The sequence below is a fragment of the bacterium genome (assembly GCA_022616075.1).
Classification (GTDB): Bacteria; Acidobacteriota; HRBIN11; order JAKEFK01; family JAKEFK01; genus JAKEFK01.
This window is the reverse complement of sequence record JAKEFK010000368.1, coordinates 13,320-26,091: the sequence shown is the minus strand read 5'-3', so window position 1 is coordinate 26,091 and position 12,772 is coordinate 13,320. Positions and strand designations below refer to the sequence as shown.

Below are 12,772 nucleotides of genomic sequence, written 5' to 3'. Positions count from 1 at the left end.
AATTATTTCTGTTAGAGCTTCGACCCGATTCGTGATACAGCATCCTGCGCTGCTTGCAGGTAAACAACTTTTGGTTGGAGAGCGAACTCCCTCAAGCAGGCTTCCGTAAATTTAATGGCGTGTTCTTCATTCACATCCACGGCGCGAGCGATCAGCTCTTCCTTTTTGAGCGGCTCGGAAAGCATCCGCTGACTGCTCGTTTTAGGAGAAGAAATAGAATAAAGACCTGCAGCGAATTGCCATGCATATAGCAAAAAGTCCGGCCTGCCTTGCTCCGATACATAAGGTAGAACTGTGCGCGTAGCTGTTGTCGCGGTTATCGTGTGGATCAACGCGATGAAATTCTGTTGATGAACGTTTCTGACATAAACGCCAGCAAAAGTTTCGGTCATTTCTGAAATTTAAAAAGCGGGCAAGTGAGCTAACAATGTGATCAGCCGGAGCGTTTGCGGCACCAGAGGGTTCCGTCAGGGGATAATCAGGGCAGGTCCTTTTTTAAATTCAAGTTTCGAATCAGACGGTGGAGATGCGTTACATGGACGCCCAGGATTTTTGCCGCCTCAGTGTAGTTGTAATCGGACTTTTTCAAAGCGTTGAGGATGGAATCCTTTTTTGCCTGGCGAGAGACCCGCTGAAAATTTCCCACGGCTAAAGAGCTTCCGGGTTCAATCTCCTGCAGGGCTTCCGGCAAAATCTTCCGGTAGTATGAATCCTGTAGAGCCTAGCACTACAGCTCGTTCGATCGCATTTTCCAGTTCGCGAATGTTTCCCGGCTTGCAGCGGTTCGAACGAAATGGATTGCCCTCGATAAAATACTTCAGCGTTGCATTGCTAAGGATCCTTCAAAACGATTCGAATCTGTTTCTGTGATGTATAAAGAATTTCTTCCTGTCATTCAGCGCATTCAAGCAAATCCTGTTTAAACGCGGAAAAATACAACTTGCAATGGGAAAATCCGCCGTAGCGTTATATCCGCGAGTCTCGTCAGGTTTGAATGATCTAGACTTCTGACATGAACCGATTTTCTAGTGATGAAGCAGACTGCAGATCATGTGGAAAAATTCAGATGTGAATAAAATTGCAAGCGGGAAACACCTGCGGTCCATAATGCACGCAAGATGCCTGCGCTCCCTTATTTCTGCGAAATAGCGCTGCTCAGTGCTGCGGCAACGATAGATGCCAGAGCACGCGCCCGGTTTGCCACAGGGTTCTCTCCATCCGGATCCAGATCGATTGCTTTCTTGAAATCGGCGGCTGCTTGCGCGAAATTTCCTTTTGCGATCATAAGCTCGCCACGATTCACATACGCTTCAACATTTCCAGGATCCAAACCAAGAGCCAGTGTGTATTCTTCAATCGCTCCATCCACGATCCCCAGTTTCTGGTAGATCGCGCCAAGCACCGCATGAAAATATCCATCATATGGATTGCTGATGACAAGTCCTTGAAACACGGTCTGCGCATCCTTTAAGCGTCCCTGTTCCATCATCGTGTAGCCCATTTCAGCAATGCTGTAAGCTTCCTCGATCGTGATGCCGTAAAGCTGGCCGAGGGTAAGCTCGCCCATAATAAACTTTTCAACGCGGTCCGGTGACATTGTATCCATCAAGTTTGGTTCCCGTGATTCATCAGGTTTCACGTCATACACCTTGTCTTCTTTCTGATCCGCCATTCGTTCGACCTCCAGACGCGCGCGTAAAAAGAAAAAAGAGCTACCAGCTTCGAAGAAGCATGGTAGCTCTAGTGAGAAAATTCCTCATTTATTTGGCAGAGGACAACGCCGCAGAGAGCGCCGCAGCTGTTACACTGGACAGTGCTCTAGCACGATTCGCCGATGGACTGTTTCCATCAGGATCGAGTTCCAACGCGTTCTTGAAATCCGCAGCAGCTAGCTGGAAATTTCCTTTACGAATCAGAAGCTCTCCCCGATTTACGTAAGCCTCCATGTTGGCAGGATCTAACCCGATGGCGATGCTGTATTCTTCGATTGCGCCATCAACATTTTCCTGTTTCTGGTAAATGGATCCCAACACCGTATGGAAGTAGGCATCGTAAGGGTTGCCGATCACAAGTCCTTGAAAAACGGTTTGTGCTTCGTTCAACCTTCCTTGTTCCATGAAAGTGTAGCCGAGTTCAGCAACGCTATAGGCTTCCTCAATCGTAATCCCATAGAGTTGACCGAGTGTCAATTCACCCATGATGAATTTTTCAACACGATCCGGCGAGAAGGTATCCATCAAATTTGGTTCTCTGGATTCGTCTGGTTGTACTTCAAATATCTCTGGCATTGTTCCCTCCTTTACCGAATCAAGCGTGCCGAAGACATGCTCATGTCATGGACGCTTTTCAGAACGTTACCCATGCTTTCCATCATGCGTTGGAAAGCCTGCATCATGGTTTCGAGTTCTTTCATGGCAATTTGTTCGCTGCCTTTGCCTTTTCCGGCCTCACCAGCACCACCAGCGCCACCTTGGCCGCCAGCAGCGCCGCCGCCACCACCGACCGCGCCACCTACAGCGCCACCGATTTGGCTACCGAGCGATGCACCAAGTGGTCCACCGAACATGCCACCGAGTAAACCTCCTCCCATTTGGAGAAGTCCACCCAGCATTCCGCCGCCGCCGCCACCACCGAGAATTCCTCCCAGCAGTCCGCCGCCGCCGCCGCCACCAAGAATTCCACCGAGCAGTCCGCCGCCGCCGCCACCACCGAGAATTCCTCCCAGCAGTCCGCCGCCGCCACCGCCACCTAGAAGTCCACCAAGGAAGCCGCCGCCACCACCGGCTTTTCCGCCGCCACCGGCTCCACCAGCTTTGTCACCACTTTCTCCCTGGCTCTTCATCTGCTCCATCTTCGACTCAATTTCTTTCTGCTTCTTTTCCATGAACTTCATCATGAACTGCGCCAGCTTGGCTTCAAAGCTCATGTTCGGGTTCTTCAAGATTTGATCCAGTTCATCACCAGGACCACTGGGGCCACCAGCTTGACCGGGACCACCTTGCGCACCCTGTGCGCCCTGCGCTCCTTGCTGACCTCCACCGAGAATTCCACCAACTGCTTGGCCAATCCCTTGACCAATACCCTGACCAATGCCCTGAAGGAATCCACCGAGCTGATTCAACACTCCATTCATCATCCCGGGAAGCTGCCGTCCAAGCATGTTCCCCACGTTCTGATGACAATGATTGTGGTAGGGCACCATCGGATGATGAACTTTCTTCGCAATGGTGATGTTGCCATCTGCGTTTCCATCCAGAACTATTCGTCCACCAACCTGGCTTTCAATCTTGGCCCGGAAGTTCGGATCTGTGAGGATCTTTGACTCGAGCTGCTTCGGAGTTACTCCCCAGTCGTTGCCGACATCAATTTTCTTTCCATCGATCATCACATCTTTCTTGCCGAACAACCCAGCAAGATTTGGCTCCCTGTACACATTGATTTTTTCACGATCGTAATGTGTATGCTTCGAAGTTCCCCAATGATGACCGTAGTTATCGTGCGGTCTTGAACAATGTCCGGGAGCAGCAAACCCGCCACCCATCATTTTGTCCAACTGGGAAGTTGAAAGCGGAGAAAACAAATCGAGCATGTTTCTGGCAACGCCAAGGTCGTTTCCTATGGCTTTATCCAGCGACATACCGTAAAGATCACCTAATTTATCCGAAAACCCCAGGTCATCCATAAACCGGTTTAGTTGGGTTCCCGGTGACATTCCGCCTACATCCATACGTTCCTCCTAATCTATTAGTAGTTTTCAGTTTGCTTGTTAAGCAAATGAATTGTTTCGTACGACCTTGCTGCCGAAGATTTCTGCAGCAATCTTATCACACGGCCGCTCCGATTCAAAAGCATTTGCACTCAAAGTCACTTTACTTATCGGCCTGACTTTTCAAGAAGTTGCGTGCCGGTTCAAGGGGCTCCGGAAGTCGGCCTGAAAAGGCGGTCGGTCACCTGGAACGCGACAGCAAGCGTCTTCGCGTCGGGCGTCCCCGGGTCTTCGGGTCTTGACGCGGGGACTCAAAAACGCGTTAACGCTAAGACGCTCTTGGGTTCAGTAAGTGCAGAGCGAGGCTGGCAACGCATCCCGCGTGGTGATCGGTTTGGGCATTTCCTCCCGGCACATGAATCTTTCCATCTGCATCAGACAGCGTCAGGAGTTTTTGCGTCAACAGATCAATTGTGGCAGGATCGTGCGGAGAAAGAATGGCTTCCGCGAGCAATAGCTCGGCTATCACGTCAGCATTGCTTCTGTGCCGTTGAGCCAGAAAATGCGCTTCCGCCATCACATCATCGATCGTGATCCCTCGTGGAACGCGTGAAGCTCCGTAGTTTCCCAGAAAGAAGATTACGTGCAACAGGTGATAAATCCGGAGAAGCTCATGGTGGGGAAGCGGGCCTGGAACGAACTCACTTCTGAAACCGGTGCGCACCTGCCAATACCGGATAACGGAGCGCATCGGTTCACCGGTCATCCGGATGAGCGGCTCGCAGAAATCAAGCATCCGTTGCATTCCAGGCAAAGCTTCCTGGACATCCACTCCGTTTTCCTGCATGCACCATAACAATACCAGGCAGCTTGCAGGATCGTTGACGAGCACCAATTCCGTGTCGGCACGCGCGAAGGCTTCGACAAGCTCCGGACAATAAGCCATGAGCTGGTTCATCTCTTCATGCTTGAGAATCGTGCGAATCAGAAAGCGATCCGCGAGCATAATCAGATTTTCCGGCTGTTCATTTGAAATCCAGGCTTCAATGCTTTCCAGCAGGTTCATCCTTGGATCTCCAAATCAATGAATCGAATCCCGGGTATTGTGGCTCTCGACCAACTTACCATCAATCCAAACAGACCAATTGCTGAAGGAACGCCCGGGAGTATCATCCACTTCGCAGGCAAAATCGATGCGAATCTCAGTTCCAGGTTTCGTTTGGACAACTCGTTCTAGCGGGCATACCGTGCTTCCCCAGTGATTTCTGGGAGCGCCCGGACCACAGGAGAGCAGAATTCCTCCCGCAAATTCAGCATCGAACCAAACCACAACACCATTCAGGAGACTCTCCCTTCTGCACACAAAAGACTGAGAGCCGCGAAAGGGGAGTTTCGCATCTTGAGGTACAAAAGTGTAAAGGTCCGTGCTCCACATCGGTTTTGGTTCGGCCAGCAGGTTTTCCGGACCAAGATGTTGCTGGCTGTATCGTAGTTCATTTGCCGAATGATCAGCGATCGGTTGGAGATTGAATCCATATGGCCGGCTTTGCCAGAAGAACATATCGCTGTCCAAAACGGGATCATAAGCGGGAGCCATCCATGCCGTTACACGCTCGGGAAGCATTTTGCCGTCCGCTTTCAACCAGCGGTCTCGTGTCGCAAGCAAAGGATACAGGAGGTTTTCATCAACACCAAACGGTCCAAGCCATTCGGACACAAGAACATCGACTTTTCCCGGTAACTGAACGTCCAGAATATCGGATTGGATGATTTCCACTCGATCGGATAGACCATTTTTTTTTGCCAGTTCACGGGTGACTCTGGCAATGGCTGTGCGTTCCACTGCATAGACCTTTTTTGCGCCCGCAACTGCTGCAAAAAAACTTAATATTCCGCTTCCGGCGCCCATATCCAGCACAATGGAATCTGGAGTCACTACATGCTCAATTGCTCTGCGGTACGCCTCGCCACGCACCAGATCGCTCAGCATCAATCGGTGGATCCAGAGTTGTTCGTATGAAGCACCTTTCATAAGAGTGCCAGAATGATGAGTAATGAGTGATGAGTCCGGCTATCAATTCTCATTGCTCATGACTCATTACTTTGGCGCTTATTTTCGTGGAGGTGCCCAGCGTTGAACATTGCTGAGGTTTGTAAACAGAACTCGGGCGCGACGTCCGACCGGGTTTTTGCCATCAGGATCCAGCTGAATCGCGCGCTTTAAATCTTCCGCGGCCTCGCGTGGCCTTTGCATGTGGATCAAGGTTTCGCCACGATTCACGATTACAAAGATGTCATTCGGCGCGGACTTTAGAGCCTGAGTGTAATGATAATAAGAGGCATCCCATTTATTATGAATTTGATAGATGGATCCGAGCATCTTTTGAATGTTGGGATCAGAGCCATTCACCACCGCAAGGGCTTCAAAGATCACTCTTGCAGAATCGTATTTCCCTTCTTCATAAAGGAGGTAGCCGTGTTCGGCGAGCGCTTTCGTTAATCCCGGCGTGAGGTCATAAACTTCAGCGGTGGTGAGTTTTCCGCTAAGCCATTTTTCTACGCGCTCTTCAATCTCAGTGTTTTCCGCCATGATCAGCACAACAGAGGAGCTTTTACACGCGACAATTCCAGATAGTCCAGATCGGCAAAGGAATTCTGTATAAATTCACCGAGCTTCTTCAGAGCGTCCAGCTTGGAGCGAAATTGCAGAAGGGCGCTTGCTTTTTCAGAGCTACTGGTCCGCCCATCGAATAATTTTTGGCGAAGCTCATCCAGGGAATGAAGAGATCGTTCGCGAATGAACTTCAACGGATCCTCCATCGATGGAACGTCCGCTGGAAAAACGAGGCCGCGAAACCCAGCTGTCAAAAAGTGTTGAATGTTGATGGGCGCATCTTCAGAGTCTGCCACAAGATCATCAGCAAGCTCCTGCAATTTCGTGTCGGCGCCAAGAGCCTGAAAAAGCTCATTCAGCTCCCGTCGAATTTGCGGATGATGAAAGATGTCTGGAGCGGTTTGCCATCCAGCTGGTCGTGGAATGAAACCGAAAGTAGATAGTGGCGGAAATTCCTTTCGAAGAAGTTGATCCAGCCGGCTGTAGCCGGTAGATACAATCGCCTTATATTCATCGACGCGCCTCCGTGGTACAACCGCTTTTATTTCTGGCGCTTCTGCTTCCCCCGGCTGCTGTGAGACCAGATCACTGATCTGCTGCCCAACATCCGGATAAACAATTCCATCCACAGATCTGCCGGCTTTCATATTCCCTCCGTTTGATTATCGGCATTCGCCCGGTGAATATTGCTTGGATTATTTTAACAGAAGAACGCCAAAGAAGTAATGAGCATTACTTGGCACCCTGATAAAAGAAAAGTTGCTAAATGGCGAGTCGTACATAATGTTAAGATTAGCAACTAGGAGAGCATATGAAAACTCAATTTCTGGCTTTATTGTTGATTCTTTGCCTTGTGGTTCCGGTCTTTGGATCCAAAAGGGACCAGATCGAACGGCTTCGGAACTCCACAGAAGTATTGCAGGAAATTCTGGATATCCCGGAAGGGATTCCACAGGACCTTCTCGAAGACGCGGAATGTGTTGTGATTATTCCCTCAATGAAAAAGGCCGCTTTTGGAATCGGTGGTAACTACGGCAAAGGCTGTATCCTATGCCGGACGGAAGCCGGCTGGACTCCTCCTGTGATGGCTTCCATTAAAGGAGGAAGCTGGGGATTGCAGGTTGGAGGTTCTGCGACCGATCTTCTTCTGTTGATCATGAACAGGAAAGGAATTCAGAAGTTGTTAGAGAGCAAATTCACGATCGGTGTGGATGGTTCTGCGGCTGCGGGTCCGAAAGGACGCACCGCCGCAGCGGCAACAGATGCGAAAATGAGAGCCGAGATTCTCTGTTATGCCAGAAGCCGCGGATTGTTTGCCGGAGTTTCCATTTCCGGATCCGTATTGAAACCGGATCGCGGAGACAACGAAGACCTCTACGGTCGCAGAGTGAATGAAAAGAAATTATTGACGGAAGGTGGCCCGGTTCCAGCATCTGCCAGGGCTTTGGTTGGCCTGCTGAATAAGTATCCGCGCGATTAAACAAAGTAGCGCAGGCGTTCTCGCCTGTGCAAGCTCGCCGCAGACGGGGGATGTCCGCACTACTTTGCTAAGAACCTTTCTGAAATCATACCCGTATTGTATTAAGACATTAGTACAAAGGAAGTAGTGAATGTTTCAGGTTCGGACCGGTTCAGGGGAGCCAATTTACGAGCAGTTGATAAGGCAGGTCAAACACGCCATCACGACAGGCGTTTTGAAATCCGGCGATCAGCTACCGCCTGTTCGTGAACTCGCGGTGCGTCTTGTGATCAACCCGAATACGGTTGCCCGCGCTTATCGAGAACTGGAACAGATTGGGCTTGTCGAAAGTAACACAAGGAGAGGCACGATTGTGAAATTCACACCATCCGGGATGCTCGTTGCAGAAAGAAGAAAGCGACTGCAACCTTTCATTGATCAGCTCCTGGCGGAAGCGCATGTTCTGAATTTCACGAATCAGGAGCTATTCGAATTGGTCCAAGATGCCTTGAAAAGGTATAGAAAAGGAAAGGAGTAACCGATGGACTTGATTCGCACGAATGATTTGACAAAGGAATTCGCGACCCTTACAGCGGTCAGCCATTTAAACTGGTCTGTCCCGGAAGGTTCCCTGTGCGGCTTTCTTGGACCAAATGGTGCGGGAAAAACGACCACTCTGAAAATGCTACTAGGAATGACTCATCCAACATCGGGATCAGCTCAAGTCCTCGGTTTCGATATACAAGCTCAATCACTTTCTATCCGAGAAAAGTCAGCGTTTGTTTCGGAAGACAAAATTCTATATGACAACATGACCGCCGGAAAATTCATTCGCTACTATTCGAGCTTCTATCCAGACTGGTCCGAAAAATGGATGGATGAAATGCTGCGCGTCTGGCAATTGCCGCTTGAACAAAAAATCCTGCATCTTTCCAAAGGTACGCGCGCGAAACTCTGGATGGCTGTTTCCATGGCACGGAAACCTCGCATTCTTTTTCTGGATGAGCCAACAGAGGGACTCGATCCTGTCAGCCAGGAAGACATTTTGGAATTGCTGACGCACTGGCTTAGCCAGGGACAGAGAAGCGCCGTGATAGCTTCGCACCGGCTTGAAGAAATCGAACGAGTTTGTGATCGTGTAGCAATCATCAATCGCGGAGAACTATTGCTTAACGAGGATCTGGAAGAGATGAGAAGTAACTGGAAAACGATCGAGGTCATGGGTGATTTTTCGATCGATCCGCACGAGGAAGGTATTCTGAATGTCACCCGCTCCGGTCTTGTTTCACGAATCGTATCGAGCCGCTTTCCTGTTTTGAAGGAAAAGTTGAAGAAAAATAATCTGACGCCACTGCATGTTTACGATATGAATCTGCGGGAAATCTATTTGTCTGCAATTCGTCAAGGAGGGATTGATTATGGTTCTCTGGAAGACCTGGTTTGATTTGCGCACACGTTTCTTTATTTGTTTGGGCCTTCTGATTTTGAATGTTTTATCGCTGATTGTCTTTTTCCCCTTGTTTGGAACTTTTCTGACAAGGCTCAAAATGGAGATCCCTCTTGAACAATGGAAGCAGATTCAGGCATACGCGTCCGACTACCTCTTGTACATGGATGCAGGATGGTTCCATAAAGATGAAACAATGGCGGCATTCGCTGTTATTTTTGCTTTGGGAGGGATCATGACCGAAGCAAAAACTCATACAGTTCTTTTGAGCTTGAGCCTCCCTGTCCTTCGCCGCCGCTGGGTTCTTTCTCACGCCGTTTTCGCATGGATGTACATAATGATCCTTGCTGCTGTCGCATCGATACTCATTGTTCTGGCAGGATTTGTTTACGGCAAAAGTTACCCTCTCACTCGCGCACTGATGCAAACCTTCCTTATGCCGCTTATCGCGTTTCCCTGGATTGGCGCAACTCTTGCCGTTACTTCTTTGACGTTTGACAAATTAAGAGCTGGTCTGATTGTCTTTGGTGCCTGGTTCCTGACAGGTCTGCTGGAAAAGATTCCACCGGTGCGCATCTGGCTACCTGGAAATCTTATGGATTTGGCAGAACCAGGATCTTTTCCATGGCAGTCCCTGATCGTGATTCTGGTTGTCGGCATCGGAGGAATTTTCTTTGCTGTTAATAAGTTTGAGGAATCCGATTTTTGATCTGGCGGTTAAATTTGATCTGGAGGTTAAAATAGAAGTTGGAGGAATCAATGAATCGATTTCAGTTCTTTCTCGTTTTTGTTCTGATTCTGACAGGGAGCCTGTTTGTCTATTCTCAAAAATCGGAACCGCAGCGTTTCATTAATATTCCGGAGCACAACGCCCAGCTTCCCTTCAGCGACGGAGTGCTTGCTGGAGACACCCTTTATCTCGCAGGACGTCTCGGACTGGATCCAAAAACAGGGAAAGTTCCGGAGCAGGTGGAAGCGGAAGTGCGTTTGATCCTGGACGGAATGAAAGCCACTTTAAAGGCGGCGGGAATGTCCATGGATGATCTGGTGTATGTTCAAGTATTCAGTCCCCATCTAGATCTTTACGATTCGTTTAACGCGGTTTACCGGACTTATTTTTCGAAAGACTTCCCGGCGCGGGCTTTCATCGGATCCGGTCCATTGTTGAGGAATGCGCGTTTCGAAGTGGTGGGAATTGCAGTAAGGCGTTAGAAGGATTATGCTTGTTTTATGTTAAACAGAACCATTCTTTGCGTGCTAACACTGGTTGCGCTTCTAGCTTTTCCTGTTCTCTCCTTTGCTGAGTACAAAGTTGTCATGAAAAAGAACGGAAAGATCATAGAGGGCAAATTGGTCGGCGAAGATGGATCGTCTGTGTCGATTATCAGCGCAGGCACCCGGCTCCGCTTCCTGAAAAAGGATCTGGACCTGGATCGCATGAAAGAAGTGAATGCAGGTTATCAGACTGACAGTGATGTGAAAGACCTTGATGTGCCGAGTTCCAGCCAGTCAACAACAAGTTCTGACGCCACCACTCTGGCGGATCTGGCAAAGCAGAATCGCGATGCTGCTCAGGGCGGCGGACAGAAATCCTCCACGACCTCTTCGGACACCAATGAAAGGGCTCTTGTTGATTGGGTTGCCGAACTGGAACGAACGAATAAAGTGATTCCAGCTGAGGACACTGAAATTCAACTCTCGAAGGCGAAGAAAGGACTGGCGCACTACCGGGCTCGTGCATCAGAAAGGCTATCCGACAATGACCGCAAGATCATGCTTGAACAATTAATTAACGCGCTCGATTTCATGTATCGAAAAGCGCTGGAGAGAGAAGCTCCGGATGACGAGTTGAAGGCGCTGAAAAAACAAATCAAAGAAAGAGAGCAAGAACTTAAAGAATTGACCGGAGAATAATAGCGTTTATCGCGTCTGGCGTCTGCGAGTCTATCGCGTCAACTGGAAGACGATCTATATCGAATGGTGCGTATGATGAGTTCGCCGCTGACAGGCGGCGTCCATTGAATCCTTTTTGACACGACATACGCATCATCGTAAACAAGGATCGGAACGTTAGGGATCTCCGAATTCACAATTCTCATCACGCGCTGGATCATTTCCAGGCGTGTTTTTACATCCAGTACCCGGAGGTTCTCTTGAATAATTCTGTCCACTTCAGCGTTGCTGTAGTGGCCGTAATTTCCTTTTCCATAACTTCCCGGATCGGTTCTTGTATGCAACCCGAAAGTGAGTAGTTCACCGGCATCACCACTTGTGCAAACGTAGCCGGTGAATGACATTACAAATTCACCGGAATTTAACGCTTCATTCATTTCGGTTTGGTCTTTCCATGTGCGAACTGAAGCTTTAATTCCGATTCGATTCCATTGCCGGATAATGGAATTTTCAAAACGATAGCTTCCTCCTTCCAAGGTGTGGATCGGGAGTTCGAGACCTTCGTAGCCCCCTTCTCGAATCAGCCTTTTTGCTTCACTGGGATTGAAATCCGGTGGATGCACCTTTGCGTCGTACCCAAAGACTTCAGGGGCAACAAGCTGAGTGGCAGGCCTGCCAAACCCCGAAAAAATTGAATGAATGATTTCATTTCGATCGATGCCATGAGCAAGCGCCTTACGCAGGTTGATATCGAGCAATGGATTCTTTTCAAAACCGGGGATGGAGGGTTTCAAATTGAAAATCAAATATTCAACTGTGATCCCTTTGGATCGCAACAATTCAAGATCGGCCGGCTTTACTTTTTGAAACTCTTCAATTCTTCTCAGAGGGAGTGTCAGTGTAATGTCCGGCTTGCGTTCAAGAATTTCGTTCAAGATGCGATCTATGTTTCCGGTGATGACAAACTCTACCTGCTCAATGTCCGGTTTTGGCTTGTAATGTTCGTTCAGTGTGAGCGTCAACTTTTTGTTGATTTCGCGCGATACGAGCTTGTAAGGTCCCGTGCCCAGAGGTTTTTCACCAATTTTGTCACCGACAGCCTTCACGTGTTGCTCGGAAAGGATTGGTAGGAAGACGAGGTTGTTGAGGATACTGAAGGGGGTATCCGTTTTGATATCAATGGTTTGATTGTTGATAACGTTGATTTCACGGATGTGTTCGGCGAAACCTCGCAGATCTGAATGTTTTAACGACTTCAGTCGTTCAATGCTGAATTTCACATCAGAAGCTTTTAAACGACTTCCATCCGAGAAGTAGGCCTGGTCGTTGAGGTAAAAACGCCACGTGTGATCATCCGGATTGGTCCAGCGCCTGGCCAGTCCCGGCGAAAGACGAAACTCGGAGTCAAATTCTACAAGCGAGTTAAAGATGTTTCCCAGGACGTAGCTGCTTTCCACTTCAAAGGAAATTTGGGGATCAAGCGTTGCCGGATACGAGCTCATTTGAATCAGCAATGGCTTTGTATTTGCGGGTGGAGCCGGCGTTTGTTCCTTACATGATGCTGAGAACAATCCACCGACTAAGAAAAGAACAATGATCAGCACGCGCATTGCGGAATCATTGTATCTTTGGCGGAAACCTTTCACAATAGAG

16 protein-coding genes are annotated in these 12,772 nt (G+C 49.0%); 6 read left to right on the top strand and 10 right to left on the bottom strand.

The genetic code is table 11. The features are described 5' to 3' along the window. Positions 1 to 11: 11 nt before the first annotated feature. The 9 genes from L0156_28440 to L0156_28400 all read right to left on the bottom strand — a co-directional run bounded on the left by L0156_28440 (position 12) and on the right by L0156_28400 (position 6,967). Positions 12 to 392, bottom strand: coding sequence for a hypothetical protein (locus L0156_28440; protein MCI0606932.1), 381 nt, complete (start codon positions 390 to 392; stop codon positions 12 to 14). Positions 393 to 478: 86 nt separating this feature from the next. Beyond that, positions 479 to 691 (bottom strand): hypothetical protein, encoded by a 213-nt coding sequence (locus L0156_28435; protein MCI0606931.1) that lies wholly within the window; start codon positions 689 to 691, stop codon positions 479 to 481. A gap of 441 nt (positions 692 to 1,132) precedes the next feature. Further along, positions 1,133 to 1,672 carry a tetratricopeptide repeat protein gene (locus L0156_28430; protein MCI0606930.1) on the bottom strand — a complete coding sequence of 180 codons (540 nt, stop codon included), beginning with the start codon at positions 1,670 to 1,672 and terminating at the stop codon, positions 1,133 to 1,135. 88 nt (positions 1,673 to 1,760) lie between these two features. Continuing rightward, entirely contained in the window at positions 1,761 to 2,288 is a 528-nt protein-coding gene (locus tag L0156_28425; GenBank protein ID MCI0606929.1) for a tetratricopeptide repeat protein, read from the bottom strand. Between the two features lie 11 nt (positions 2,289 to 2,299). Next, positions 2,300 to 3,727 (bottom strand): hypothetical protein, encoded by a 1,428-nt coding sequence (locus tag L0156_28420; protein MCI0606928.1) that lies wholly within the window; start codon positions 3,725 to 3,727, stop codon positions 2,300 to 2,302. A 307-nt stretch (positions 3,728 to 4,034) separates the two neighbouring features. Beyond that, a complete protein-coding gene (locus tag L0156_28415; GenBank protein MCI0606927.1) occupies positions 4,035 to 4,772 on the bottom strand; it encodes a hypothetical protein in 738 nt (245 codons plus the stop codon). A 15-nt stretch (positions 4,773 to 4,787) separates the two neighbouring features. After that, positions 4,788 to 5,738, bottom strand: coding sequence for a 50S ribosomal protein L11 methyltransferase (locus tag L0156_28410; GenBank protein ID MCI0606926.1), 951 nt, complete (start codon positions 5,736 to 5,738; stop codon positions 4,788 to 4,790). Between the two features lie 78 nt (positions 5,739 to 5,816). After that, complete coding sequence (locus L0156_28405) at positions 5,817 to 6,296, bottom strand: tetratricopeptide repeat protein (protein ID MCI0606925.1); 480 nt, start codon at positions 6,294 to 6,296, stop codon at positions 5,817 to 5,819. A 2-nt stretch (positions 6,297 to 6,298) separates the two neighbouring features. Next, positions 6,299 to 6,967 (bottom strand): hypothetical protein, encoded by a 669-nt coding sequence (locus tag L0156_28400; protein ID MCI0606924.1) that lies wholly within the window; start codon positions 6,965 to 6,967, stop codon positions 6,299 to 6,301. A 164-nt stretch (positions 6,968 to 7,131) separates the two neighbouring features. On the opposite strand from L0156_28400, the gene L0156_28395 reads away from it, so the two are divergent. The 6 genes from L0156_28395 (at position 7,132) to L0156_28370 (ending at position 11,140) form a co-directional block, all read left to right on the top strand. After that, positions 7,132 to 7,800: a lipid-binding SYLF domain-containing protein gene (locus L0156_28395; GenBank protein ID MCI0606923.1), complete on the top strand. Its 669-nt coding sequence runs from the start codon at positions 7,132 to 7,134 to the stop codon at positions 7,798 to 7,800. A 130-nt stretch (positions 7,801 to 7,930) separates the two neighbouring features. Further along, entirely contained in the window at positions 7,931 to 8,317 is a 387-nt protein-coding gene (locus L0156_28390; GenBank protein ID MCI0606922.1) for a GntR family transcriptional regulator, read from the top strand. A 3-nt stretch (positions 8,318 to 8,320) separates the two neighbouring features. After that, on the top strand, positions 8,321 to 9,223 hold the full coding sequence (locus L0156_28385; protein MCI0606921.1) for an ABC transporter ATP-binding protein: 903 nt from the start codon (positions 8,321 to 8,323) through the stop codon (positions 9,221 to 9,223). Next, positions 9,198 to 9,935 (top strand): hypothetical protein, encoded by a 738-nt coding sequence (locus tag L0156_28380; protein ID MCI0606920.1) that lies wholly within the window; start codon positions 9,198 to 9,200, stop codon positions 9,933 to 9,935. The genes L0156_28385 and L0156_28380 overlap by 26 nt, the downstream gene beginning before the upstream one ends. Positions 9,936 to 9,985: 50 nt before the next feature. Further along, entirely contained in the window at positions 9,986 to 10,438 is a 453-nt protein-coding gene (locus L0156_28375; GenBank protein MCI0606919.1) for a RidA family protein, read from the top strand. A gap of 18 nt (positions 10,439 to 10,456) precedes the next feature. Further along, positions 10,457 to 11,140 carry a hypothetical protein gene (locus tag L0156_28370; GenBank protein ID MCI0606918.1) on the top strand — a complete coding sequence of 228 codons (684 nt, stop codon included), beginning with the start codon at positions 10,457 to 10,459 and terminating at the stop codon, positions 11,138 to 11,140. A 38-nt stretch (positions 11,141 to 11,178) separates the two neighbouring features. Here the strand turns inward: L0156_28370 and L0156_28365 are convergent, their stop codons facing one another. Beyond that, positions 11,179 to 12,765 carry an ABC transporter substrate-binding protein gene (locus L0156_28365; protein ID MCI0606917.1) on the bottom strand — a complete coding sequence of 529 codons (1,587 nt, stop codon included), beginning with the start codon at positions 12,763 to 12,765 and terminating at the stop codon, positions 11,179 to 11,181. Positions 12,766 to 12,772: the final 7 nt, after the last annotated feature.